This window comes from Pantoea sp. Ap-967 (genome assembly GCF_011752565.1).
GTDB lineage: Bacteria > Pseudomonadota > Gammaproteobacteria > Pseudomonadales > Pseudomonadaceae > Aquipseudomonas.
Map to the genome: position 1 here is coordinate 32517 of NZ_VWXK01000037.1, position 24476 is coordinate 56992.

Below are 24476 nucleotides of genomic sequence, written 5' to 3' on the forward strand. Positions count from 1 at the left end.
CATGGGTGCTATCCCTCTCGAACATGGCCTGGCCGTCGCCGGCATCCTGTTCTGCTTAGGTCTGGTTGGCCTGATGGTCCGCCGCAACATCCTCTTCGTGCTCATGAGCCTGGAAGTCATGATGAACGCATCTGCCCTGGCGTTCATCGTCGCCGGTGCCCGTTGGGTCCAGCCCGACGGCCAGATCATGTTCATTCTGGTGATCAGCCTGGCAGCCGCCGAGGCCAGTATTGGCCTGGCGATCCTGCTGCAGCTGTATCGCCGCTTCCACACTCTCGACATCGATGCTGCCAGTGAGATGCGCGGATGAACCTTCTCTTCCTGACTTTCGTCTTCCCCCTCGTCGGCTTCCTGCTGCTGTCGTTCTCCCGCGGGCGGTTCTCGGAGAACCTGTCGGCGCTGATCGGCGTTGGCTCGGTGGGCCTGTCGGCAGCCACCGCCGCCTACGTCATCTGGCAGTTCAACGTCGCCCCGCCTGAGGGCGGTGCGTACAGCCAGCTGCTGTGGCAGTGGATGTCGGTGGACGGCTTCGCGCCGAACTTCACCCTGTACCTGGACGGCCTGTCGGTGACCATGCTCGGCGTGGTCACCGGGGTGGGCTTCCTGATCCACCTGTTCGCATCCTGGTACATGCGCGGTGAAACCGGCTACTCGCGGTTCTTCTCGTACACCAACCTGTTCATCGCCAGCATGCTGTTCCTGATCCTGGGCGACAACCTGCTGTTCATCTACTTCGGTTGGGAAGGTGTGGGCCTGTGCTCGTACCTGTTGATCGGTTTCTACTACAGCAACCGCAACAACGGTAACGCTGCACTCAAGGCGTTCATCGTCACCCGCATCGGCGACGTGTTCATGGCCATCGGCCTGTTCATCCTGTTCGCCCAGCTGGGTACCCTGAACGTGCAGGAACTGCTGGTGCTGGCACCGCAGAAGTTCAAGGCCGGCGACACCTGGATGGTGCTGGCGACCCTGATGCTGCTCGGTGGTGCGGTTGGTAAATCGGCCCAGCTGCCGCTGCAGACCTGGCTGGCCGACGCGATGGCGGGCCCGACCCCAGTTTCGGCACTGATCCACGCCGCGACCATGGTGACCGCGGGCGTATACCTGATCGCCCGTACCAACGGCCTGTTCCTGCTGGCCCCGGACATCCTGCACCTGGTGGGTGTGGTGGGTGGTGTGACCCTGGTGCTGGCCGGCTTCGCCGCGCTGGTGCAAACCGACATCAAGCGTATCCTCGCCTACTCGACCATGAGCCAGATCGGCTACATGTTCCTGGCCCTGGGCGTGGGTGCCTGGGATGCGGCGATCTTCCACCTGATGACCCACGCCTTCTTCAAGGCCCTGCTGTTCCTTGCCTCGGGTGCGGTGATCGTTGCCTGCCACCACGAGCAGAACATCTTCAAGATGGGCGGCCTGTGGAAGAAGCTGCCGCTGGCCTACGCCAGCTTCGTGGTCGGTGGTGCTGCCCTGGCAGCCCTGCCAATCGTGACCGTGGGCTTCTACTCCAAGGACGAAATCCTCTGGGAAGCCTTCGCCAGCGGCAACACCGGGCTGCTGTACGCCGGCCTGGTCGGTGCGTTCATGACCTCGCTGTACACCTTCCGCCTGATCTTCATCGCCTTCCACGGCGAAGCCAAGACCGAAGCCCACGCTGGCCACGGCATCAGCCACTGGCTGCCGCTGGGCGTGCTGATCGTGCTGTCGACCTTCGTCGGCGCCTGGATCACCCCGCCGCTGGCAGGCGTGCTGCCGGAAAGCGCAGGCCACGCCGGTGGCGAAGCCAAGCATGCGCTGGAGATCACCTCCGGTGCCATCGCCATCGCCGGTATCCTGCTGTCGGCCCTGCTGTTCCTGGGCCAGCGCCGCTTCGTCAGCGCCGTGGCCAACAGCGGCATCGGTCGCGTCCTGTCGGCCTGGTGGTTCGCCGCCTGGGGCTTCGACTGGATCTACGACAAGCTGTTCGTCAAACCTTACCTGCTGATCAGCCATGTCCTGCGCAAGGACCCGGTGGACCGCAGCATTGGCCTGATTCCTCGCATCGCTCGCGGCGGTAACGTTGCCATGAGCAAGACCGAGACCGGCCAGCTGCGCTGGTACACCGCCTCGATCGCCGTGGGCGCCGTGCTGGTGCTGGGCGCCGTGGTAGTGGCTGCGGTGTGACTATGAAGAACCTTGCGACTTTGCCAAAGGAAACCAACCCGTCATGATTTTGCCTTGGCTGATCCTGATTCCCTTCATCGGCGGCCTTCTGTGCTGGCTGGGTGAGCGCTTCGGCGCCACCCTGCCGCGCTGGATCGCATTGCTGACCATGTCCCTGCTGCTTGGCATCGGCCTGTGGCTGTGGGCTCACGGCGACTACACCCTGGCGCCCGCGCCAGGCGCCGAACCGCACTGGGCGGTGGAATACAAAGTCCAGTGGATCCAGCGCTTCGGCATCAGCATCCACCTGGCCCTCGACGGCCTGTCGCTGCTGATGATCCTGCTCACCGGCCTGCTCGGTGTGCTGTCGGTGCTGTGCTCCTGGAAAGAGATCCAGCGCCACGTCGGCTTCTTCCACCTCAACCTGATGTGGATCCTCGGCGGCGTGGTCGGTGTGTTCCTGGCCCTGGACCTGTTCCTGTTCTTCTTCTTCTGGGAAATGATGCTGGTGCCGATGTACTTCCTCATCGCGCTCTGGGGTCACAGCTCGGCAGACGGCAAGAAAACCCGGATCTACGCGGCGACCAAGTTCTTCATCTTCACCCAGGCCAGCGGCCTGATCATGCTGGTGGCGATTCTTGGCCTGGTGCTGGTCAACTACACCAACACCGGCGTCATCACCTTCAACTACAGCGACCTGCTCAAGGCCGAACTGCCGGCTGGCACCGAGTACCTGCTGATGCTGGGCTTCTTCATCGCCTTCGCGGTGAAGCTGCCGGTGGTACCGTTCCACTCCTGGCTGCCTGACGCCCACGCCCAGGCACCCACCGCAGGTTCCGTGGACCTGGCCGGTATCCTGCTGAAGACCGCGGCCTACGGCCTGCTGCGCTTCGCCCTGCCGCTGTTCCCGAACGCCTCGGCGGAGTTTGCACCGATCGCCATGACCCTGGGCCTGATCGGTATCTTCTACGGTGCCTTCCTGGCCTTCGCGCAAACCGACATCAAGCGCCTGATCGCCTTCTCCAGCGTCTCGCACATGGGCTTCGTGCTGATCGGTATCTACTCCGGCAGCCAGCAAGCCCTGCAGGGCGCGGTGATCCAGATGCTGGCCCACGGCCTGTCGGCTGCTGCGCTGTTCATCCTGTCTGGCCAGCTGTACGAGCGCCTGCACACCCGTGACATGCGCCAGATGGGCGGCCTGTGGCACCGCATCGCCTACCTGCCGGCGATCAGCCTGTTCTTCGCTGCCGCATCGCTTGGCCTGCCAGGCACCGGTAACTTCGTCGGCGAGTTCCTGATCCTGATCGGCAGCTTCGTGCATGTACCGTGGATCACCGTGATCGCCACCACCGGCCTGGTATTCGGCTCGGTGTACTCGCTGATCATGATCCACCGCGCCTACTTCGGCCCGGCCAAGGCCGACACCGTGCTGGCCGGCATGGACAACCGCGAGCTGATCATGGTGCTGGGCCTGGCGGTACTGCTGATTCTGCTGGGCGTGTATCCGCAGCCGTTCCTCGACACCTCTGCCGCCACCATGACCGGCGTGCAGCAGTGGCTCGGTTCCGCTTTCACTCAACTCGCTTCGGCCCGGTAAGAGCGCTATGGAATTCACCACTCAACACTTCATCGCATTGGCGCCGATGCTGATCACCACCATCACCACAGTGGTGGTGATGCTGGCGATCGCCTGGAAGCGCAACCACTCGCAGACCTTCCTGCTGTCCACCGTGGGCCTGAACCTGGCCCTGCTGTCGATTCTGCCGGCGCTGAAGGTCGCGCCGCTGGCGGTCACCTCGCTGGTGACCATCGACAAGTTCGCCTGCCTGTACATGGCGATCATCCTGGTGGCGACGCTGGCCTGCGTCACCCTGGCCCACGCCTACCTGGGCGAAGGCTCCACCGGCTTCCCGGGCAACCGTGAAGAACTCTACCTGCTGCTGCTGATGTCTGCCCTGGGTGGCCTGGTGCTGGTCAGCGCCAACCACCTGGCGGGCCTGTTCATCGGCCTGGAGCTGCTATCGGTCCCGGTGTATGGCCTGGTGGCGTATGCCTTCTTCAACAAGCGCTCACTGGAAGCGGGCATCAAGTACATGGTGCTGTCGGCCGCCGGCTCCGCCTTCCTGCTGTTCGGCATGGCCCTGCTGTACGCCGACGCCGGCAGCCTGACCTTCGACCAGCTGGGCAAGGCCCTGGCGGCCACCAGCATGCCTAGCCTGCTGGCACAGCTGGGCCTGGGCATGATGCTGGTGGGCCTGGCCTTCAAGCTGTCGCTGGTGCCGTTCCACCTGTGGACCCCGGACGTGTACGAAGGTGCCCCGGCGCCGGTGGCCGCATTCCTGGCCACGGCCAGCAAGGTGGCGGTATTCGCCGTGGTGGTGCGCCTGTTCATGCTCTCCCCTGCCGCCAGCAGCGGCGTGCTGAGCACGGTACTGGCGGTGATCGCCGTGGCTTCGATCCTGATCGGCAACCTGCTGGCGCTGACCCAGAGCAACCTCAAGCGCCTGCTAGGTTACTCGTCCATCGCCCACTTCGGTTACCTGGTGATTGCCCTGGTGGCCAGCAAGGGCCTGGCCATGGAAGCCATGGGCGTGTACCTGGTCACCTACGTGATCACCAGCCTCGGCGCCTTCGGTGTGATTACCCTGATGTCCTCGCCGTATGGCGGCCGTGACGCCGACGCACTGTACGAGTACCGCGGCCTGTTCTGGCGCCGCCCGTACCTGACCGCGGTGCTGACCGTGATGATGCTGTCGCTGGCGGGTATCCCGCTGACGGCCGGCTTCATCGGCAAGTTCTACATCATCGCCACCGGCGTCGAGTCGCACCTGTGGTGGCTGATCGGCGCCCTGGTGATCGGCAGCGCCATCGGCGTGTACTACTACCTGCGGGTGATGGTCACCCTGTACCTGGTAGAGCCGAACCTGCGTCGCCACGACGCCCCGCTGAAGTGGGAACAGCGCACCGGCGGCGTGATGCTGCTGGCCATCGCCATCCTCGCCTTCGTCCTGGGCGTGTACCCGCAGCCGTTGCTGGACCTGGTTCAGCAGGCAGGCCTGCAGCTGATCGGCTGATCAGCCCCGCAGCAAAAAACGCCCCGCACCTGCGGGGCGTTTTTTTTGCGCGCCATGGCAGCCTTGGGCGACGTGTAAAGCGCAGCCCTGGGCATCCGTATTTCAGGGGTGACACGCGATAAATCGACATCCCGCGTGCTCTGAGCATGATTTCGCGCGTCACAACGCCGTTGCCCGCCCTTCGCCTGGAGTTGCCCGATGCGTCCCGTTTTGCCCCTGCCGTCATTCCTCGGCCTGTTGGCCTTCGCCAGCGCCAGCCCGCAAGCCCTGGCGGCACCCGCCGTGGAGCTGGGCCAGGTGCTGATCAGCGACGAAGCGCAAAGCGAACTGGACGAGGCCCGCGAGAAGCTGCGCACGATTCCAGGCGCCAGCAACCTGGTGGACCTGCAGCACGTGGAGCAAGGCCGAGTGGCCAGCAACGCCGATGTGCTGGCCTACCAACCGGGCGTGTTTGCCCAGTCGGCGGGCAACGATGGCATCAAGCTGTCGATTCGTGGCTCGGGCATCAACCGTGCGCCCGGTGCACACGGCTCGGGGGTATACACGATGTTCGACGGGTTGCCGCTGACCGGCCCCGGCGGCACCCCCTACGAGCTGTTCGAGCCGCTGTGGCTGAGCCGCGCCGAAGTGCTGCGCGGCGCCAACGGTTTTGACCAGGGTTCGCTGGCCCTGGGCGGGGCGATCAATTATGTCACCCACACCGGCTACGATGCCGCACCGCTGCAGGTCCGCTATGAAGTCGGCAGCCGTGGCTACCAGCACCGGCATATCAGCTCCGGGCAGGTACTGGGCAACCTCGACTACTACGTGGCCCTCACCGATTCGGAATACGACGGCTACCAGCGGCACAGCAGCGGCAGTGCGAAAGGCATCGCCGCCAACGTGGGCTACCGCTTCAACCCGAACCTGGAAACGCGCTTCTACCTGCGCTACCGGGAAACCGAGAACGACCTGGCCGGGCGCCTGACCAAGGAGCAGATCAAGCACGACCCGCGAGCGGCCAACCCCGGCTACCTGTCGCGTAACGACAGCCGGCCGCAGCCGGGCAGCACCTGGGTCGGCAACAAGACCACCTTCTACCTCGATGACGATTCGCGCCTGGAGGCCGGGCTGGTCTATCACGACTACCCGATGGACCTGCGCGAAGGTGCCATGCGCCTGAAGGTGGCCTACACCGATGTCAGCGGTACGCTGAACTACCTGCGCCGCGACACCCTGTTCGGCCATGAAAGCAAGACCACCGTCGGCTGGCGTACCACCAAGCACCTGCCCAACAGCGGTGCCTCGCAGTTCTCGCGGGTGGATAACGTGGTGGGCGCCCGCACGCGCGACTTCAGCTACCAGGGCTCGGACACCGTCCTGCACGTGGGCAATGACCTGGAGCTGGTGCCGGACCTGTGGCTGACCACGGGCCTGGCGATGATCTACACCCGCCGCGAGAGCGATGTCACCTACCCGGCCAGTGGCGGCCGGGTGAGCCAGCATGACTGGGACTATGCACCGCGCCTGGGGCTGCGTTACGACATCCGCCCGGACCTGCAGGTGTACGGCAACCTCAGCCGCTCGGTGGAGCCGCCGCACCCATGGTCGCTGGTGTGGAGTGCGCCGGTGACCAACCAGCCGATGAAGATGCAGAACCAGACCGCCACCACCCTGGAGCTGGGTGCCCGTGGCGATTCGGCGCTGGGGCGCTGGGACCTGGCCTGGTACTACGCGCAGGTGCGCCATGAACTGCTCAACGTGGAAGTGGTGCAGGGCCTGCCGTTCAAGGAATTCAACGCCAGCCCCACGGTGCACCAGGGTGTCGAGGCCGGCCTGGACAGCCTTCTGTGGGAGCGCTCCGGCACCGGCAAGCTGAGCCTGCGCCAGGCCTATACCTTCAGCGACTTCCACTACCGCGACGACGACAAGTTCGGCAACAACCGCCTGCCGGGCATTCCCATGCACTACTACCAGGCCGAGCTGCGCTACGACTGGCCGAGCGGGTTCTACGCCGGGGTGAACACGCAGATGGCCTCCAAGGTGCAGGTGGACTACGCCAACAGCTACCACGCCGATGCCTATGCCCTGCTGGGCGCGCGGCTGGGCTGGGACTCGCCCAAGCAAGACTGGCAAACCTGGCTGGACCTGCGCAACCTCACCAACAAGCGTTACGCGGCCACGGTGACCCCGGGCTACGACGATGCCGGGCTGGACGTTGCCCGCTCCACCCCAGGTGAAGGCCTTGGGGTGTATGCAGGGGTTTCCTACAGCTTCCGCTAGCCCTCATTGGGGCAACTGAACCTGCGGCTGGGTGGCCGCGAAGATCGCCCAGCTGGACATGAACAGCGCGGCGATCAGCGGCCCGATCACGAACCCATTGAGCCCGAACACCGCCAACCCGCCCAGGGTCGACAGCAGGATCAGGTAGTCGGGCATGCGCGTGTCCTTGCCCACCAGGATCGGCCGTAGCAAATTGTCCACCAGGCCGATCACCAGCACGCCGAAGGCGGTGAGGATTACCCCGGGCAGTATGGCCCCGGTCAGCAGGAAGTAGGCCGCCACCGGCGCCCAGACGATGCCCGCGCCCACCGCCGGCAGCAGCGACAGAAACGCCATCAACACACCCCACACCAGCGCACTGGGGATACCCAGTACCCAGAAGATGAAGCCGCCCAGGGCACCCTGGGTAATGGCGACCAGCAGGTTGCCCTTGACCGTGGCCCGCACCACCCGGCTGAACTTCAACTGCAGGCGGCGCTTCTGCTGCTCGGGCAGCGGCACCGCCAGCCGCACCCGGCGCGCCACGTCGGGGCCCTCGCGCAGGAAGAAGAACAACAGGTACATCATGATGCCGAAACTCACCAGGAACTCGAAGGTGCCCTGGCCAAAGCTGAACGCCTGGCTGGCCAGCACCTGGCTGCCTTGGGTCGCCCATTTGCTGATCTTGTCGCGCAGCCCGTCCAGGTTGCCCATGCCCATCTGGTCCAGGCCGTGCTGGGCGAACGCCGGCAGCATGTCTTTGCCCCGCTCGACGTAACCGGCGATGTCCAGTTGGCCGCTTTCGATGCGCTGGTACAGCGTGGCGCCCTCCTGCACCAGCAAGGCGCTGGTGATGATCACCGGCAGAATCGCCACCAACAGGCACACCAGGGTGGTGCTGGCGGCCGCCAGGTTGCGCCGGCGGCCAAAGCGAATCACCAGGTGGCGCTGCAGCGGCGCGAACAGGATGGCGAGAATGATCGCCCAGAAGATGGCGCCGTAATACGGCAGCATGATCCACACGAAGGCGATGGTCACCAGCGCCAGGAGTACCGCCAGGGCTTTGTTGTGCAGGGGGTTTGGGTTCATGGCGACTCCTCGACTGTCATGGCTATTAGTGCAGCGCAATCCTGGAAAAGTGCCTTCATAGCCTTGATTCAAATCAATACGGCGCGCAGCACTTGGCCTTAGCATCCCAGCCTTTTGCCCCGGTGCGCCCATGACCCCTTCCGCCAAGCCCGAACTGCTGGCCCCAGCCGGCACCCTCAAGAGCATGCGCTACGCCTTCGCCTATGGCGCCGATGCGGTCTACGCCGGCCAGCCACGCTATAGCCTGCGGGTGCGCAACAACGAATTCGACCACGCCAACCTGGCGCTTGGCATCGCCGAGGCACATGCCCTGGGCAAGCGCTTCTATGTGGTGGTGAACATCGCGCCGCACAATGCCAAGCTCAAGACCTTCCTCAAGGACCTGGCGCCGGTCATCGCCATGGGCCCGGATGCGCTGATCATGTCCGACCCAGGGCTGATCATGCTGGTGCGCCAGCAGTTCCCGCAGATGCCCGTGCACCTGTCGGTGCAGGCGAACACGGTCAACTGGGCCAGCGTGCAGTTCTGGCAGGGGCTGGGCCTGAGCCGGGTGATCCTGTCGCGGGAATTGTCGCTTGAAGAAATCGAGGAGATTCGCCAGCAGGTGCCGGACATGGAGCTGGAAGTGTTCGTGCACGGCGCCCTGTGCATGGCCTATTCCGGCCGCTGCCTGCTGTCGGGCTACCTCAACCGGCGCGACGCCAACCAGGGCAGTTGCACCAACGCCTGCCGCTGGAAGTACCAGGCCAGCCCCGCAGGCGAAGATGCCTGCGGCGACATCGTTCGCCAGGCTGAGCCTACCCTGGGCCTGGGCGCCCCCACCGAGCAGGTGTTCCTGCTGCAGGAAAGCAACCGCCCCGGCACCGAACTGCCAGCCTTCGAAGACGAGCACGGCACCTACATCATGAATGCCAAGGACCTGCGCGCGATCCAGCACGTCGAGCGCCTGGCAGCGATGGGCGTGCACTCGCTGAAGATCGAGGGCCGCACCAAGTCGCACTTCTACTGTGCCCGCGCTGTGCAAGCGTACCGCCAGGCCATCGACGATGCCGCTGCCGGGCGGCCGTTCGACCGGGCCCTGATGGACAACCTCGAATCATTGGCCCAGCGCGGTTACACCGAGGGCTTCCTGCGCCGCCATGTGCACGATGAGTACCAGAACTACCAACGCGGCAACTCCGTGTCCGAGCGCCAGCAGTTCGTGGGCGAGTTGACCGGTGCGCGCATCGATGGCCTGGCCGAGGTCAAGGTGAAGAACCGCTTCGCCGTGGGCGACCACCTGGAATTGATGACGCCACGGGGCAACTACCATTTCGACCTGCACCGCCTGTGCAACCGCCAGCAGCAGGCCATCGACGTGGCGCCGGGCGATGGCCACGTGGTGTACCTGCCGATTCCCGAACAGGTCGCGCTGGAATACGGCCTGCTGATGCGCGACCTGGACCAGCAACCTCCCAGCGCCTGAGCCCCGGCGCGGCAGGGGGCTGCGCTCGGGGTTCATGCTTGGTAACACCTTTAACGTTTAAGGTGCTCCGCTGCCTGTTAAAGTCGCCCTTTCCTACATGGCCCTACACGGAGTTCCCCATGCTGCGCGCAACCGCCCTGGCCCTGGCCTGCCTTGTCGGCGCCCCGGCCATCGCTGCCGAATCGCCCACCTATGGCAAACAGCTCGAAGGCTTCGACTACCCCTACCCCCTCAAGCATTTCGACTTCCTGTCCCAGGGCCAGAACCTGCAGATGGGCTACATGGACATCCCCGCCAAGGGCCAGGCCAATGGCCGCAGCGTGGTGCTGATGCACGGCAAGAACTTCTGCGCCGCCACCTGGGAAACCAGCCTCGCGGCGTTGAGCGAGGCCGGCTACCGGGTCATTGCCCCAGACCAGATCGGTTTTTGCACCTCCAGCAAGCCTGCGCATTACCAGTACAGCTTCCAGCAACTGGCGAGCAACACCCATGCGTTGCTCGAACAACTGGGGGTGAAGCAGGCGATCATTCTTGGCCATTCCACCGGCGGCATGCTCGCCACCCGCTACGCGCTGATGTACCCCCAGCAGGTCGAGCGCCTGGCCATGGTCAACCCGATCGGCCTTGAGGACTGGAAGGCCCTGGGTGTGCCTTACCGCACGGTCGACCAGTGGTACGCCCGCGAGCTGAAACTCGACGCCGAGGGCGTGCGCGAGTATGAACGCAAGACCTATTACGCCGGGCGCTGGAAGCCTGAGTACGAGCGCTGGGTACACATGTTGGTGGGCCTGAACCAGGGGCCGGGGCATGAAGCGGTGGCGTGGAACTCGGCGTTGATCTACGACATGATCTTCACCCAGCCGGTGTACCACGAGTTCAAGGACCTGAAGATGCCGACCCTGCTGCTGATCGGCGACCAGGACACCACGGCGATCGGCAGCGACATCGCCCCGCCGGAGGTGAAAGCCAAGCTGGGCAAGTATCAGGAATTGGGGCCGCAGGTGGCCAAGCTGATTCCCCATGCGCAACTGGTGACGTTCGAAGGCATGGGGCATGCACCGCAGATCGAAGAACCGCGGCGCTTCAACCGCACCCTGGTGGAGTGGCTGGGGCAGCCACCGGCTACACGATGACCTTTTCTAAATCGGCGCAAGGCCGGTAGGAGCGAGCAGAGCTCGCGATGGGCTGCCAGGCAGCCCTCAGGGTGCCTGGCACCGGCCTTGCCGGTGATCGCGAGCTTTGCTCGCTCCTACAGGGTCTGGAAACGCTGTAGTTGCATCTCTCGCAGGCGGCTCAGGGTGCGCTGGAACGGGAACGCCAGGTAACCCTGGGTGTAGAGGGCATCGAGCGGAACCTGGGCTTCCAGGTACAGCGCCACGCGGCGGTCGTAGCACTCATCGACCAGGGCGATGAAGCGGCGCACGGCGTCGTCCCTGGGCGACAGCATGGGCAGCTCGCGGTCGCCTGCCTCGACCCGCACGGCTGCGTCCTCCGTACCGCGTGCGATGCGCCCGGGCTGCTGCTGGCCGCCCAGGGCAGGAACGCCTTCGAGCAGGATGGCTGGAAAATCATCGCACAGCGCCATGAAGTCGATGGCGGCCAGGGGTTGCTCGCACAGGTCGGCGAAACGGCACCAGATGGCCTGGGCACTGCGCCGGACCACCCGAATCTGCCGGGCACCGATCTGCAAGGGCTCGGCAGTGCCCGGCAGGCCTGGGCTGAGCTGCTGGAACACGCTTTCAAGGGCGCCGCGCGTGCCGGGTTCGGCCACCCAGTAACGCTTGTGCTCGGCGCCCGGGTGCAGGCGATGGTCCTGCTCCCCGGCCACGGGCAGCACCTGCATGTGACGCTCGATGGCGGCGATGGCCGGCAGGAAGCGCTCGCGGTTGAAGCCGTCGCGGTACAGCTGCCCAGGGGGCTGGTTGGACGTGGCGACGATCACCACGCCCTGGTCGAACAGTACCTGGAACAGCCGGCCGAGAATGATGGCATCACCGATGTCGCTGACGAACAGTTCATCGAAGCACAGCACACGGATTTCCCTGGCCAGTTCACGGGCCAGTGCTTGCAGCGGGTCGGCGGTGCCGTTGAGCTGGAACAGGCGTTGGTGGACCCAGGCCATGAAATGGTGAAAGTGCTGGCGCCGGGCCGGAACGCCCAGGCAGCGGTGGAACAAGTCCATGAGCCAGGTTTTGCCGCGGCCGACCGGGCCCCAGAGGTACAGGCCCTGGGGGCGCTTGCCCTGCTCCAGGGCCTGGAAGCAGGCTTGCAGGGCCTGGACGGCACGGGCCTGGGCGGAGTCATGGGTAAAGCCCTGCTGGGTGAGCGCCTGCAGGTAGAGAGACTGCGGATCGTGGGGCATGACGGTCGGCGTGGCCTGAGGTAACGCTGTAGTCTATACGGGCCTCTTCGCGGGGCAAGCCCGCTCCTACAATGGGCCATCAAACCCAGGCATTTGTAGGAGCGGGCTTGCCCCGCGAAGCGGCCCGTGCAGGCCACCCATTACCTCAGCCCTTATCAAGCCCCACTTTCAACAATGCCCCGTCCTTGGCATCGGTCAGCACATACAGGTAGCCATCCGGCCCCACCCGCACATCGCGAATCCGCGCCTTCAAGTCACCCAGCAAACGCTCTTCATGCACGATCTTGTCGCCATCGAGCTGCAAACGAATCAACTCCTGACTCGCCAGCGCACCAATGAACAGGTTGTGGTCCCAGGCCTTGAAGGTCGGGCTGTCATAAAACGCCATGCCGCTGATACCCGGCGACTTCTCCCACACATGGTGCGGGTCGACCATGCCGTCGACATGCTTGCCCTTGGCTTCGGGGATCGGCAGCATCGAGTAGTTGATGCCGTGGGTTGCGATCGGCCAGCCGTAGTTCTTGCCCGGCTCCGGGATGTTGATTTCGTCGCCGCCACGGGGGCCGTGCTCGTGGGTCCAGAGCTTGCCGGTCCACGGGTTCAGCGCCGCGCCCTGCTGGTTGCGATGGCCAAACGACCAGATCTCGGGGCGCACGCCCTGCTTGCCAACGAAGGGGTTGTCCTTGGGCACTTCGCCATCCGGCAGGATGCGCACGATCTTGCCTTGCAGCTTGTCCAGGTCCTGGGCCGTGGGGCGCTGGTTGTTCTCGCCCAGGGCAATGAACAGGAAACCGTCACGGTCGAAGACCAGGCGCGAGCCGAAGTGGTTGCCTTCGGACAGCTTGGGCTGCTGGCGGAAGATCACACTGAAGTGCTCCAGCCGCGCGCGGTCCTGCGACAGCTGCCCACGGCCGACTGCCGTACCGGCCTTGCCATCGCTGCCCTCCTCGGCATAGGACAGGTAGACGGTGCGGTCCTTGGCGAACGAGGGTGACAGCACCACATCCAGCAGGCCGCCCTGGCCTTCTGCCCAGACCTTGGGCACGCCGCTGATGGGCGGGCCAACCTTGCCCTCGGCGCTGACCAGGCGCAGGTTGCCAGGGCGCTCGGTGACCAGCATGTCCTTGCCACCCGGCAGGAACGCCAGCGCCCAGGGGTTGCGCAAGCCATCGGCCAAGGTGCTGACGGTCAGTTGCCCCTGCTCACTGGGCAAGCGCTGCTCTGGCGCGGCATGGGCCAACAATGGCAGCAAGGCGGCGGCGGTCAGGGTGGTCAGCCAGGTGCTTCGAGACATCTAGGATTCCTTTCGATGAGGGCTCAGGGTGCGCGCGGGGTGTCGCGCGCTGGCCGGGTGGGTTCCAGGTTTGGCGCCTGTTGCTGGCGGCGCAGGTTGTCACCATTGCCAATGCCGTGGTTATCCAGGGTTGGCGGGCGCGGGTTGGGCACGGTGGACGGCCCGCGCACGGGCGGGGTGGCTGGCACGCTGCCCTGGCGGCTGTTGGGGTTGGCGCGCTGGATCGGGCTGTTGTATGGGTTGCTGTCGCTGGCGGCCAGTTGCAGCGTTTGCCCAGGGGCAGCCTGCACGGGAAGGCACAGCGCGAGGCCGACGATCAAGGTTGGCAATGTAGGATTCATGCTTCACCTCCTGCACGAAAAAGCGCGCCTTATGCGTTTGGATAGCCTAAGGCGCCAAGGGTTCGCGGCAAAAGCGTGAATGCGATTCCTGATGTTTCAGCCGCTTGCAGCCGCGCTGTCGACCTTGTGGCGCGCCGCATACAGGCACAGCATCTCCATGGCCAGGGTGGCCCCGGCCAGTGCGGTGATGTCGGCATGGTCATAGGCGGGTGCCACCTCTACCAGGTCCATGCCCACCAGGTAGATGCCGCGCAGGCCGCCAAGAATTTCCAGCGCCTGCACCGTGCTCAGCCCGCCGCACACCGGGGTGCCGGTGCCGGGCGCGTAGGCCGGGTCGAGGCAGTCGATGTCGAAGGTCAGGTACACCGGGCGCTCGCCCACCCGCTGGCGGATCGCCGCAATGATCGCCTCGGTGCCCTGGCGGTGCACCTGCCGGGCATCGAGGATGGCAAAGCCCTGGCTGTCATCATTGGTGGTGCGCAGGCCGACCTGAACCGAATGGGCCGGGTCTACCAGGCCTTCGCGGGCCGCGTGCCAGAACATGGTGCCGTGGTCGATGCGCTTGCCCTCCTCGTCTGGCCAGGTGTCGCTGTGCGCATCGAAGTGAATGAGCGCCAGCGGGCCGTGGCGGCGGGCGTGGGCCTTGAGCAGCGGGTAGCTGATGAAGTGGTCGCCGCCCAGGGTCAGCATCGCGCAGCCGGCCTGCAGGATATGCTCGGCGTGGGCCTGGATGCTGCCTGGCACCGACTGCGGCGTGCCGCTGTCGAAGGCGCAGTCGCCGTAGTCGATCACGGCCAGGTGGTCGAACGGGTCGAACGCCCACGGCCAGTGGCGTGCCCAGGCCTGCTGCACCGAAGCGGCACGAATGGCCCGCGGCCCGAAACGTGCGCCTGGGCGATTGCTGGTGGCGGTGTCGAACGGCACGCCGCTGACCACCACGTCGACGCCACGCAGGTCGCGGCTGTAGCGCCGGCGCGAGAAACTGGTAATGCCGGCGTAGGTGCTTTCTGCGGCTGTGCCGTAGAGGCTGTCACGGGTCATGGCCTGGTCGTTGCTGCTGGCTTGCTCCACGGTGGGGCTCCTTCGTTGTAATGAGGGGTCACTGGCGGCTGCGGAACGCCGTCCACAAGCGGTTGCGCTGGCGCAGGTCGGCCAGCGCCATGCTGCGGTCGGCATACAGGCGCGAGCGCACTTGGGCGGGTGGGTAGATGTCCGGGTCGTTGCGCACGGCCTCATCCACCAGCGGTGTGGCGGCCTGGTTGGCGTTGGCGAAGAACAGCGCGTTGGTCAGCGCAGCCACCGATTCGGGCTGGAGCATGAAGGCGATGAAGGCCCGGGCTGCCTGGGGGTGCGGCGCATCCTTGGGAATGACCAGGTTGTCCTGCCACACCAACGTGCCTTCGCGTGGAATGCGGTAGATCAGCTCGAACGGCTTGTTGGCGCGGCGGGCCTGGTCTGCGGCCATGGCGGCGTCGCCGTTGTAGGTCAGTGCCAGGCACACGCTGCCATTGGCCAGGTCGCTGATCTGCCGGCCGTTGGCGACATAGCTGATCGACGGCTGCAGCTGGTTCAGCAGTTGCTGCGCCGCGGCCAGGTCGGCCTTGTCCTGGCTGTAGGGGTCTTTGCCGAGGTAGTTGAGGGCTACGCCGATCACTTCCTGGGGCGAGTCGGGCATGGCGATGCCGCATTCCTTCAGGCGGCTGGCGTATTCAGGCTTGAACAGCAGGTCGAGGCTGTCCAGCGGCACATCGCCCAGGCGCTGGCGCACCGCTTGCACATTCACCCCCAAGCCCAGGGTGCCCCAGGTGTACGGCACGGCGTAGCGGTTGCCCGGGTCGGCTTCGGCCAGCTTGGCCAGCAGGTCTTTGTCGAGGTTGGCGTAACCGGGCATGGCCTGTGCGTTCAGTGGCTGCAGCGCCTGGGCCTTGAGTGCGCGGGCCAGCACGGTGGACGAAGGCACCACCACGTCGTAGCCACTGCCGCCGGTGAGCAGCTTGGTTTCCAGCACTTCGGTGGTGTCGAAGGTGTCGTAGCGCACCTTGTAGCCGGTTTCACGCTCGAAGCGCTGCAGGGTTTCGGGTGCGACGTAGTCGGCCCAGCTGTAGAGGTTGACGACTTTTTCTTCGGCCTGCAGTGGCAGGGCCAAAGCCAGTTCCATGGACAGCAGGCCAAGCAGACACAACGATCGACGCATGACAGGCACCTCGGCAAGTGGGTGGATGCCGACAGCATGCCAGCCGGGTTACATTGCAAGAATGGCAAGTCTGCAAAGCTGACATTCACCAGGAGCAATGTATGCTCGGACAACTTCACGACCCCGACCTGCACCTGCTGCGGCTGTTCGTCACTGTAGTCGAGGCCGGTGGCTTCAGTGCCGCGCAGGGGGTGCTAGGGCTCAGCCAACCCACCATCAGCCAGCGCATGGCCCAGTTGGAAACGCGCCTGGGTTATCGCCTGTGCAGCCGGGGCAAGGGGGGCTTTCGCCTGACCGACAAGGGCGAACTGCTGCTGGATGCGGCGCGTGGTTTGCTGCTGAACATCGAGCAGTTTCGCCAGCAGGCCAACGGTGTGGCCGGCCGCCTACTGGGAACGGTGCGGGTGGGCATGGCGGAAAACCAGGACACGGCGGTCAGCCTGAAGCTGGCCTCGGCGATTGCGCGCTTTCGCCAACGGGAGGAGTCGGTGCAACTGGAGCTGATCAGTGCGCCCCCGGCGCAGTTGGAGCGGTTGCTGCTGGAGCAGCGGCTCGATTGCGCGATTAGTTATTTTTCCGGCAACCAGGCGGCGTTCGATTACCAGCCCTTGTTCGAGGAGCGCCAGCGGCTCTATTGCGGCAAAGGGCATGCGTTGTTCACCGCCGGGCAGGTTGCCTTGGAGCAATTGCTGGAGGTGGACCAGGTGCGCCACCCTTATCGCTTCCTGAAAGGTGGCGAGCCGTTCCAGAGTAGGCGCAGCATGGCCGTGGCGGAGCAGATTGAAAGCGTGCTGACGTTGATCTTGTCGGGGCGGCACATTGGTTATCTGCCGTGCCACTGCGCGGCGAGCTGGGAGGCGCAGGGGCTGTTGCGGGCGCTGGAGCCGGGGTTGGACTTCGTGGTGCCCTTTACCTTGGCCAGGCATCGAGCGCAGGGGCCTGGGGAGGCGCAGGCAGCCTTCGTGGAAGATCTGCTGGCGGTGTTTTCCGAGCCGAGCTGCGATCCCCTGTAGGAGCGAGCGCAGCTCGCGATGGGCTGCAAAGCAGCCCCGGCGCGATAAGCCGCGAAGCTGAAACCCTAGGGCCGCTGCGCGCCCCATCGCGAGCTACGCTCGCTCCTACCGGGGCGGCGCCGGCTTGGAATCAGCAGGCCTCAGTAAGCCATGCTCCAAGTCAGGGTGTAGGTGCGGCCACGCCCCTGGTAGTCATACAGGTAGGCAGGCCCGTAGGTGGGCGAGTAGAACAGCGTCGCCCGCTGCCCCCAGACCGTGCTGTATTGCTTGTTCAGCAGGTTCTGCACCCCGGCGCTGAAGGTGCCGAACCCGGTTTCCTGGCTACCCAGCAGATCGAACGTGGTGTACCCGTCGATTTCATGGTCGGCATCGTCCTTGAGGCTGAACGCATGGTTGGCCTGCAACCGTGCGCTGCGGCCATCGCCTTTCCAGCCAACGAACGCGGTGGCCTTGGACAATGATGCATAGCGGGCATCACGCTTGATCCAACCGCCGTTGGCAGCCTCTTCCTCGGAACGGGTCAGGTGCAAGGTGCCGCCGGCTTCCCAGCCGGTCTGGAAGTGCCGGGTCAGGGCACCTTCGAAACCAAAGTCGCGACTCTTCTGGTCTTCGACGTTGATGGTCAGGGTTTGCGAATCGACGTTGATGATCTTGTCCGACCAGATGTAGTACAACGCCGCCTGGGCGTCCCAGTCGAGGTCGGCGTAGCGCCAACCCAGCTCGACCTGGCGGCTCTTGATGCCGGCCAGTGGGTTGTCGGCCACGCTCAAGCCCTGCTTGCCGTAGTACTTGGCCGGGTCTGGCAGGTCGAAGCCCTCGCCGTAGTTGGTCCAGACCTGGTGGCCGTTCTTGAAGTCGTAGATGGCACCGATGTTGTACAGGTTCACCTGGTAGTCGTTGCTGCCGCCGGGCACGCCCTTGAAATCGCTGACGTCGACGTCCATCTGCTGGCGCCGGGCGCCGCCTGACAAGGTGAGGTTGTCGGTGGCGTGCCAGTCGAGCTGGGCATACACCGACACGCCGTCGACCCGGTAGCTGGGGTAGCGCGCGGCCTTGCTCTGCTCATCCATGCTCAGGCCGCCACTTTCAGACGAGCTCAGGGCGTCGAAGGTGGTCTGCTCGGCATTGAAGCGCTCGCGGTCCAGGTCCAGGCCGTAGGTCAGCTTCAGGCTGTTCCACTGCTTGGCGAACAGGCCCTTGAGGCTGGTGACCTCGAAGTTCTGCTGCGACGCGGCGAAGTACACCCCGCGCGAACCGGTGGGCGTGGCGCGGTTGTAGTAGGGGAACGGGTAGAAGTTGTCGTCTTCCTTGCGGTATGAGGCCTGCAGGTAGAAGTCCTGGCCCAGGACGTCGGTGTGGTGGTAGTTGGCGTTGAGCAGCAGGCGCCGGGTACGTGGCTCCAGGTCCGACGAGTAGCCGCTGCGCAGCTCGGCATCTTCAAGGTCGGAGGGCGCGTTGTACTTGAGGTTGGGGAAATAGATGCCGGTGCTGCCGTGGTTGCCGGAGTCGTAGTACTGGGCCAGCAGGTCGAGTCTCTGCTGCTCGGTAAACTGCATGCCGAGGGTGCCGAGGATATCGAGGGTGCGGTTGTACTGCAGGTCGGTCTGGGTGTTGTCGATGAAGATCTGGTCGCCCGCACCGTCGTAGAACGCTTCGTTCTGCTCGCCAGAAATACCCAGGCGGCCGTGGATACGCTCGTTGCCGCCGCTGACCGACTGGGCGAAGCGGGTGGCCAGGTCGTCGCTGTTGTTGAAACCGCTGCTGGCACCGAGCTGGGTTTCGAAACGGGCCGGGCCGGGCTCGCCCTTCTTGGTCACGATATTGATGATGCCGCCGGTGGCGCCACCGCCGTAGATGGCGCTGGCACCAGACAACACTTCGACACGCTCGACGTTGAACGGCGAGATGCTGTCGAACTGACGCGACAGGCCGCGGGAGCTGTTCTGGCTGACGCCATCGATCATCACCAGCACGTTGCGCCCACGCATGTTCTGGCCGTAGTTGGTGCGCCCTTCCGGTGCAAGGTCCAGGCCCGGCACCAGCTTGCCGATGGCTTCCTTGAGGCTGACGCCGCTGTCGATCTGCTCGCGCAGTTGCTGTTGGTCGACGACCCAGACGGTGCCGGGGATTTCACTGATGGCGGTGCTGGTGCGCGAGGCGACGCTGACTTCGATAGGCTTGAGGTTGACCGCCTGGGGCGCACCATCGGCCTTGCGCAAGGTGATGGTGCGGCTGTCGTTGTAGTGCCAGGCCATGCCGCTGCCGGCAAGCAGTTGCTGAAGTGCCTGGTCGACGCCGTAGCTGCCTTGCAGGGCCGGGCTGGTGAGGCCGGCAACATCGGCGGTGGTGTACAGCAGGTGCAGCCCCGCCTGGTCGGCGAACGCGGTCAGGGCCTGGTCCAGCGCTTGCGCGGGCACATCCAGCGCAACCTGGCGGCTCTGCACCTGCGCGCCTGCATCCGTTGCGGCCCAGGCCTGCAAGGGGCCGGCGAGCACGGCCAGGGCGCTGCAGGACAGCAGGGCATGGTGGAAACGACCGCCGCGACGGTACGAGGGCATGGGCATCAAGGGCACGAATAAGCTTCCAGACAAGTCGTAAATGAGAATGGGTTGCTGATCAGTCCCACTACGACGATCTGGCTTGTGCGAACTTGCAGTGCCAAATGAAAAATATTCTGCCAAGGCCCCTGGGGGCTCAATGCACCACGGCCAACCACGGCAAGTAAGTGACCTTCAGGCCATAACGCTGCTCCAGGGTGCGCAGCAAGGCCTGGGGTTCGTCGAGGTCGAACACGCCACTGACCTCCAGGGCTGCGAGCTTCTGGTCAGAGAGCAGGATGCGGCCTTGCTGGTAGCGCTCAAGCTCCGCCAGCACCTGGCCAAGGGGCTTGCCGTTGAAGATCAACTTGCCCCGCTGCCAGGCGGTCTGGGCACTGGCGTCCGGCGCCACGGCGAGCTCCCGCTCACCCACTTTGGCCTCACCCTTGGCCAGCACCACTTGGCCATCGCGGCGCACGCTAAAGGTGGCGTGGCTGCCCTGTACCGCCTCCCCCGCCGTCTCCACCACGAAGGGGCGCGGGTCGGCGGCGGTTTCGAACAACGCTTCGCCTGCTTGCAAGGCCACCCGGCGTTCGCTAGCGTTGTAGCGCACATCGAGGGCGCTGGCGCTGTTCAGCAGTACGCGCGAGCCGTCTGCCAGGGTGATGCTGCGCCGCTCGCCCAGCCCGGTGTAGTAGTCCGCCAGCCACACGGGCGCCCGTTGCCAGCCGCCGACGCCAGCAACCAGCAGCACCACCGCAGCGGCGATGCCTGCTGCCCAGTGGCGTCGGCGGCGAATGGGTTGGGCCTGGAACGCCTGGGCGGTTGGCGCCTGGCCAATGTCCTGCCACAGCGCCTGGGCTTCAAGGGCCGCCTCGGCATGCGCCGGGCTCAACTGGCACCAGCGCTGGTAACGCGCCTGATCCGCTGCCGTGGCATGGCCCGAATGCAGCAATACCTGCCAGTCGAGGGCATCGTCGGACAGGTCGCTGAGCGGCTGGGGCGGGTGCATGGTCGGGGTATCAGTCATGGTTATGCTTGAGCCAGTCACGGCAGTGGCGCAAGGCCTGGCCAATGTATTTTGCCACCATGCTCTCGGAAACGCCCAGCCGTTGTGCGATCTGCGCCTGGGTCAGGCCCTCGACGCGGTTGAGCAACAGCGCCTCGCGGGCGTTGCCGGGCAGCTGCAGCAGGGCCTGGTCGAGCATCTGCAAGCGCTCGCGGGCCAGCAGGGTTGCCTCGGGTGCAGGTGCCGGGCAGGCCACCTCCCCGGCGCCGTCGCTGTCTTCATGGCTGGCGGCGATGCGTTGCTCGCGGCGCAGGGCATCGATGGCCAGGTTGCCGGCAACGCGAAAGATGAAACTGCGCGCGTGCAGTACCGGCACGGCCTGCTCGTCGATCTTGGCAAGCTTCAGGTAAGTCTCCTGGGCCACATCGGCAGCACGCTGCCGGTCGCTCATGCGCCGGGTGAGAAACTGCAGCAGGTCGTCGTAGTGCTCCTGGAAACTTGCCAGCAGCCCGGACACGGGAGACGTCAGCATGGGGTGCAAATACTGCCAGTAGGAGAAATTATCGGGCGTTAATGAGAAACAGTATCTTTCATTAAGCCTGCCACTTTCAACGCTGCCGTGCATTTGCCACACTGCAGCCACCACTTGGCTGCCAAGGTTGGTTCACATGACTGCACGATTGTACCGTCTCACCCGCCTGCTCCTGGCCTTGGCCTTGCTCGGCGCGCTCAACGCCTGCGCGCTGTTTCAGGCCCGCGACCCGCTGACGATCAGCGTGATCGGCATCGACCCGCTGCCGGGCCAGGACCTGGAAATGCGCATGGCCGTGAAGATGCGGGTACAGAACCCCAACGAAACCCCGCTCGACTTCAACGGCATCGCGCTGAACCTGGAAGTCAACGGCCAGCCACTGGCCTCCGGCGTCAGCGACCAGCAAGGGCATATCGGGCGCTATGATGAAGCGGTGATCAGCGTGCCGGTCAGCATCACGGCGTTCGCCTTCATCCGCCAGGCCTACGGGCTGAGTACGTTGGGCTCACTGCAGGGCATGCCCTACAAGCTGCGCGGGAAACTGGCCGGCGGGCCGTTGGGTACGGTGCGGTTCAGCGACGAGGGCAAGCTAGACCTGCCCAAAGGTGGCAATCTCGACTGGTAAGGGGATCAGCGGTTTGCGCTGGCCGCGGCCATCATCTTGTTCACTTCGCTGCGCACGAGGCTTGCGTATTCGGGCGGGGTCATGCCATCGAGTTCAGCCCGTACCCACTCTGCCCACTTGCCCTTGCGCCGCGGCTTTTCCGCGATCAGGCGGGCAGCGTCACCTTTGGCCTTGCCCAGGTTGTTTTGCCACATTTCGAACAGCCGCGCCTTTTCGGCCTCGATCTGCGCCCGTTCCTCGAAGCTCATGTTGGCCAGATTGAAACTCATGAAGGTACCTGCCTGCTGAAAATGGCCGCTATCTTACACCGTGACAGCGCCACATCACCAAGCCGAAGCAACTTTCCCGGCGCAGCGGCATCCATTGTTCAACTACCCATCGACGAGGACGTGTTCATGGCCCGAAAAACTGCCGTACCGGATAACGATCAAATCAAGGACCAGGTATTCAGTGAGCTGCAGGCACTGATCGAAGAGTCGGAAAAACTGCTGACCGAGAGCGCTACCCTGGTAGGCGAAGAGGCGGAAACCCTGCGCGCCCAGGTGAGCCTGAAACTGCGCCAGGCGCGCCAGGCTGCCGGTGAGGTGCGCGCCAAGGCGCAACCGGTGGTGGACGCTACCCAGGACTACATTGGCGGGCACCCCTGGCAGACCGTTGCCGTGTCGGCCGGCTTCGGCCTGGTGGTCGGCCTGCTGCTGGGGCGCCGCAACTGAGCGTCAGGCGGCCTGCACCATCGGGATACCACTGTGGAAGCGCAGTTCCTGGTCCGGCGACTGGATCAGTTCGGCTTCCGCTTCCCGCACCAGGGTGATGCGGCGGGCAATGTCCGCCTCATCGCCGTAGTGGTGGGCCAGCTTCAGGTAACCCTGGTAATGGCGCGCCTCGCTCTTGAGCAGGCCGTGATAGAACCTGCCAAGCTCCTCATCGAGGTGCGGTACCAACGCCGCGAAGCGCTCGCAGCTGCGTGCCTCGATGAACGCCCCAACCACCAGCGTATCCACCAGCTTGACCGGCTCATGGGCACGCACCAGGCGCCGCAGGCCGGAAGCGTAGCGCCCCGCCGACACCGGGCGTAGCGGCACGCCACGGCGCTTCATCAGGCGCAGCACCTGCTCGTGGTGTACCAGCTCTTCGCGGGCCAGGCGCGACATCATGTTGATCAGGTCCAGGTGCGTGTTGTACTTGGCAATCAGGCTGAGCGCCGTGCTGGCGGCCTTGAACTCACAATTCTTGTGGTCGATCAGCAGGGTTTCCTGGTCGGCAAGTGCGGCCTCGATCCAGGCATCTGGTGTCGGGCAGCCGAGGAAGGCGTCGATTTCGGGGGTCAGGGACATAAACGTGCAACCACACAGTGCAGACAGGACCGGCGATTATACCGACGGTGGCCGGTAGCACCAGTGGCTATGCTTGATGTACGTCAAGCGGCGATGTGGGGAGCGCCGACTATAGTCAGGCATTGGTCGCCACCTTTGAAGGGAGTTCACGCCCATGCAAGCGGTCCGCAGCATCCTCGTCGTCCTCGACCCCGAACATGCCCATAGCCGGGCGTTGACCCGCGCCAAGCTGATTGCCGGGGTAACCGGCGCACGCCTGCACCTGCTGATGTGTGACAGGAAGCATGACCACGGTGCGCTGCTCAGCCTGCTCAGTAGCCAGTTGCATGATGATGGTTACGACAACGTCACCCATGAACAGAAATGGAAAGACAACCTGCATGAGTCGATCATCCATGTTCAGCAGGCCGAGGGGTGCGAGCTGGTAATCAAGGAACACCGGCCAGACAATCCGCTGAAGAAGGCCTTGCTGACACCCAGCGACTGGAAGCTGCTGCGCCAATGCCCCTGCGCAGTGCTGATGGTCAAGAGCGAACGGCCGTGGACCGGGGGCGTGATCCTGGCAGCTGTGGATGTGGGCAATCAGGATGAAGACCATCGTCGGCTGCACGCGAGCATCATCGACCACGGCTATGGCATTGCTGGGTTGGCCAAGGGCGACCTGCACGTGATCAGCGCCCACCCCTCGCCCATGCTGTCGGCGTCGGACCCGGTCTACCAGCTGAGCGAAACCATTGAAAAGCGCTACCGGGAAGCCTGCAGTGCGTTTCAGGCGGAGTTCGATATCAGCGAAGATCGCCTGCATGTTGCCGAAGGCCCGGCAGATGTACTGATTCCCCACTTCGAAAAGCAACTGGACGCGGTGGTCACTGTGATGGGTACGGTTGCGCGCACCGGCATTTCCGGGGCCTTGATCGGTAATACGTCAGAGGTGGTGCTCGATTCGCTGGAGGGGGATGTGCTGGTGCTCAAAAGTGAGGAAGCCACTGCACACCTGGCAGAGTTGGCACGCGGCTAATACCCACCCCACACGGATAGGGTTGGTGCCCAACCTGGTAGGAGCGAGCAAAGCTCGCGATGCGGTCGGCCAGGCGCCGCGCATCTCAAGAAATTAAACGCCAGAAAAGACAAAACCCCTACCTGCTCGCGCAGATAGGGGTTTTGCGAAATGAATCTTGACGATGACCTACTCTCACATGGGGAAACCCCACACTACCATCGGCGATG

At 64.7% G+C, this 24476-nt stretch carries 22 protein-coding genes; 11 read left to right on the forward strand and 11 right to left on the reverse strand.

Annotated features, from left to right (window positions below; all coding sequences use genetic code 11):
• The first annotated feature begins 1 nt into the window (after window position 1).
• The 5 genes from nuoK (at window position 2) to F3J45_RS26185 (ending at window position 7475) form a co-directional block, all read left to right on the forward strand.
• Window positions 2-310: an NADH-quinone oxidoreductase subunit NuoK gene (nuoK, locus tag F3J45_RS26165; RefSeq protein WP_167069935.1), complete on the forward strand. Its 309-nt coding sequence runs from the start codon at window positions 2-4 to the stop codon at window positions 308-310.
• The gene (gene nuoL / locus F3J45_RS26170) at window positions 307-2160 is read left to right on the forward strand and encodes an NADH-quinone oxidoreductase subunit L (RefSeq protein ID WP_167069937.1); all 1854 of its coding nucleotides are present in this window, start codon (window positions 307-309) and stop codon (window positions 2158-2160) included. The genes nuoK and nuoL overlap by 4 nt, the downstream gene beginning before the upstream one ends.
• 43 nt (window positions 2161-2203) lie before the next feature.
• Window positions 2204-3736 (forward strand): NADH-quinone oxidoreductase subunit M, encoded by a 1533-nt coding sequence (gene nuoM, locus F3J45_RS26175; protein WP_167069939.1) that lies wholly within the window; start codon window positions 2204-2206, stop codon window positions 3734-3736.
• Between the two features lie 7 nt (window positions 3737-3743).
• Window positions 3744-5213 (forward strand): NADH-quinone oxidoreductase subunit NuoN, encoded by a 1470-nt coding sequence (gene nuoN / locus F3J45_RS26180; RefSeq protein WP_167069941.1) that lies wholly within the window; start codon window positions 3744-3746, stop codon window positions 5211-5213.
• Window positions 5214-5411: 198 nt separating this feature from the next.
• Window positions 5412-7475, forward strand: a complete 2064-nt coding sequence (locus F3J45_RS26185; RefSeq protein WP_167069943.1) for a TonB-dependent receptor domain-containing protein — start codon at window positions 5412-5414, stop codon at window positions 7473-7475.
• 3 nt (window positions 7476-7478) lie between these two features.
• On the opposite strand, the gene F3J45_RS26190 is transcribed toward F3J45_RS26185, so the two are convergent.
• Window positions 7479-8543, reverse strand: a complete 1065-nt coding sequence (locus F3J45_RS26190; RefSeq protein WP_167069945.1) for an AI-2E family transporter — start codon at window positions 8541-8543, stop codon at window positions 7479-7481.
• Between the two features lie 130 nt (window positions 8544-8673).
• Here F3J45_RS26190 and yegQ point away from each other — a divergent pair, with 130 nt between their 5' ends.
• Both yegQ and F3J45_RS26200 read left to right on the forward strand, forming a co-directional pair.
• Entirely contained in the window at window positions 8674-10008 is a 1335-nt protein-coding gene (yegQ, locus tag F3J45_RS26195; protein WP_167069947.1) for a tRNA 5-hydroxyuridine modification protein YegQ, read from the forward strand.
• 119 nt (window positions 10009-10127) lie between these two features.
• The gene (locus tag F3J45_RS26200; protein ID WP_167069950.1) at window positions 10128-11141 is read left to right on the forward strand and encodes an alpha/beta fold hydrolase; all 1014 of its coding nucleotides are present in this window, start codon (window positions 10128-10130) and stop codon (window positions 11139-11141) included.
• A 116-nt stretch (window positions 11142-11257) separates the two neighbouring features.
• Here F3J45_RS26200 and zapE read toward each other — a convergent pair whose 3' ends face one another.
• The 5 genes from zapE to F3J45_RS26225 all read right to left on the reverse strand — a co-directional run bounded on the left by zapE (window position 11258) and on the right by F3J45_RS26225 (window position 16199).
• Window positions 11258-12370 (reverse strand): cell division protein ZapE, encoded by a 1113-nt coding sequence (zapE, locus tag F3J45_RS26205; RefSeq protein WP_167069952.1) that lies wholly within the window; start codon window positions 12368-12370, stop codon window positions 11258-11260.
• A 145-nt stretch (window positions 12371-12515) separates the two neighbouring features.
• Complete coding sequence (locus tag F3J45_RS26210; protein ID WP_167069954.1) at window positions 12516-13664, reverse strand: PQQ-dependent sugar dehydrogenase; 1149 nt, start codon at window positions 13662-13664, stop codon at window positions 12516-12518.
• 23 nt (window positions 13665-13687) lie between these two features.
• Complete coding sequence (locus tag F3J45_RS26215) at window positions 13688-14005, reverse strand: hypothetical protein (RefSeq protein ID WP_167069956.1); 318 nt, start codon at window positions 14003-14005, stop codon at window positions 13688-13690.
• Window positions 14006-14101: 96 nt separating this feature from the next.
• Window positions 14102-15076, reverse strand: a complete 975-nt coding sequence (speB, locus tag F3J45_RS26220; protein ID WP_167069958.1) for an agmatinase — start codon at window positions 15074-15076, stop codon at window positions 14102-14104.
• 28 nt (window positions 15077-15104) lie between these two features.
• Window positions 15105-16199 (reverse strand): extracellular solute-binding protein, encoded by a 1095-nt coding sequence (locus F3J45_RS26225; protein WP_167069960.1) that lies wholly within the window; start codon window positions 16197-16199, stop codon window positions 15105-15107.
• A gap of 101 nt (window positions 16200-16300) precedes the next feature.
• On the opposite strand from F3J45_RS26225, the gene F3J45_RS26230 reads away from it, so the two are divergent.
• On the forward strand, window positions 16301-17212 hold the full coding sequence (locus F3J45_RS26230) for a LysR family transcriptional regulator (RefSeq protein WP_167069964.1): 912 nt from the start codon (window positions 16301-16303) through the stop codon (window positions 17210-17212).
• Between the two features lie 140 nt (window positions 17213-17352).
• Here the strand turns inward: F3J45_RS26230 and F3J45_RS26235 are convergent, their stop codons facing one another.
• From F3J45_RS26235 to F3J45_RS26245, 3 genes are all read right to left on the reverse strand, one after another.
• Window positions 17353-19776 (reverse strand): TonB-dependent receptor, encoded by a 2424-nt coding sequence (locus F3J45_RS26235; protein WP_167069983.1) that lies wholly within the window; start codon window positions 19774-19776, stop codon window positions 17353-17355.
• Between the two features lie 130 nt (window positions 19777-19906).
• Complete coding sequence (locus tag F3J45_RS26240; RefSeq protein WP_205300690.1) at window positions 19907-20779, reverse strand: FecR domain-containing protein; 873 nt, start codon at window positions 20777-20779, stop codon at window positions 19907-19909.
• Entirely contained in the window at window positions 20772-21290 is a 519-nt protein-coding gene (locus F3J45_RS26245) for an RNA polymerase sigma factor (RefSeq protein WP_167069967.1), read from the reverse strand. Before F3J45_RS26245 ends, F3J45_RS26240 begins: the two co-directional genes overlap by 8 nt.
• A gap of 136 nt (window positions 21291-21426) precedes the next feature.
• On the opposite strand from F3J45_RS26245, the gene F3J45_RS26250 reads away from it, so the two are divergent.
• Window positions 21427-21915 carry an LEA type 2 family protein gene (locus tag F3J45_RS26250; protein ID WP_167069970.1) on the forward strand — a complete coding sequence of 163 codons (489 nt, stop codon included), beginning with the start codon at window positions 21427-21429 and terminating at the stop codon, window positions 21913-21915.
• Between the two features lie 5 nt (window positions 21916-21920).
• Here F3J45_RS26250 and F3J45_RS26255 read toward each other — a convergent pair whose 3' ends face one another.
• A complete protein-coding gene (locus F3J45_RS26255) occupies window positions 21921-22184 on the reverse strand; it encodes a hypothetical protein (RefSeq protein ID WP_167069974.1) in 264 nt (87 codons plus the stop codon).
• Between the two features lie 126 nt (window positions 22185-22310).
• Between F3J45_RS26255 and F3J45_RS26260 the strand changes: the two genes are divergently transcribed.
• A complete protein-coding gene (locus F3J45_RS26260; protein ID WP_167069976.1) occupies window positions 22311-22628 on the forward strand; it encodes a YqjD family protein in 318 nt (105 codons plus the stop codon).
• A 3-nt stretch (window positions 22629-22631) separates the two neighbouring features.
• Here F3J45_RS26260 and F3J45_RS26265 read toward each other — a convergent pair whose 3' ends face one another.
• Window positions 22632-23249 carry a tRNA-(ms[2]io[6]A)-hydroxylase gene (locus F3J45_RS26265; protein ID WP_167069979.1) on the reverse strand — a complete coding sequence of 206 codons (618 nt, stop codon included), beginning with the start codon at window positions 23247-23249 and terminating at the stop codon, window positions 22632-22634.
• A 154-nt stretch (window positions 23250-23403) separates the two neighbouring features.
• Here F3J45_RS26265 and F3J45_RS26270 point away from each other — a divergent pair, with 154 nt between their 5' ends.
• Entirely contained in the window at window positions 23404-24267 is an 864-nt protein-coding gene (locus F3J45_RS26270; protein ID WP_167069981.1) for a universal stress protein, read from the forward strand.
• Window positions 24268-24476 lie beyond the last annotated feature (209 nt).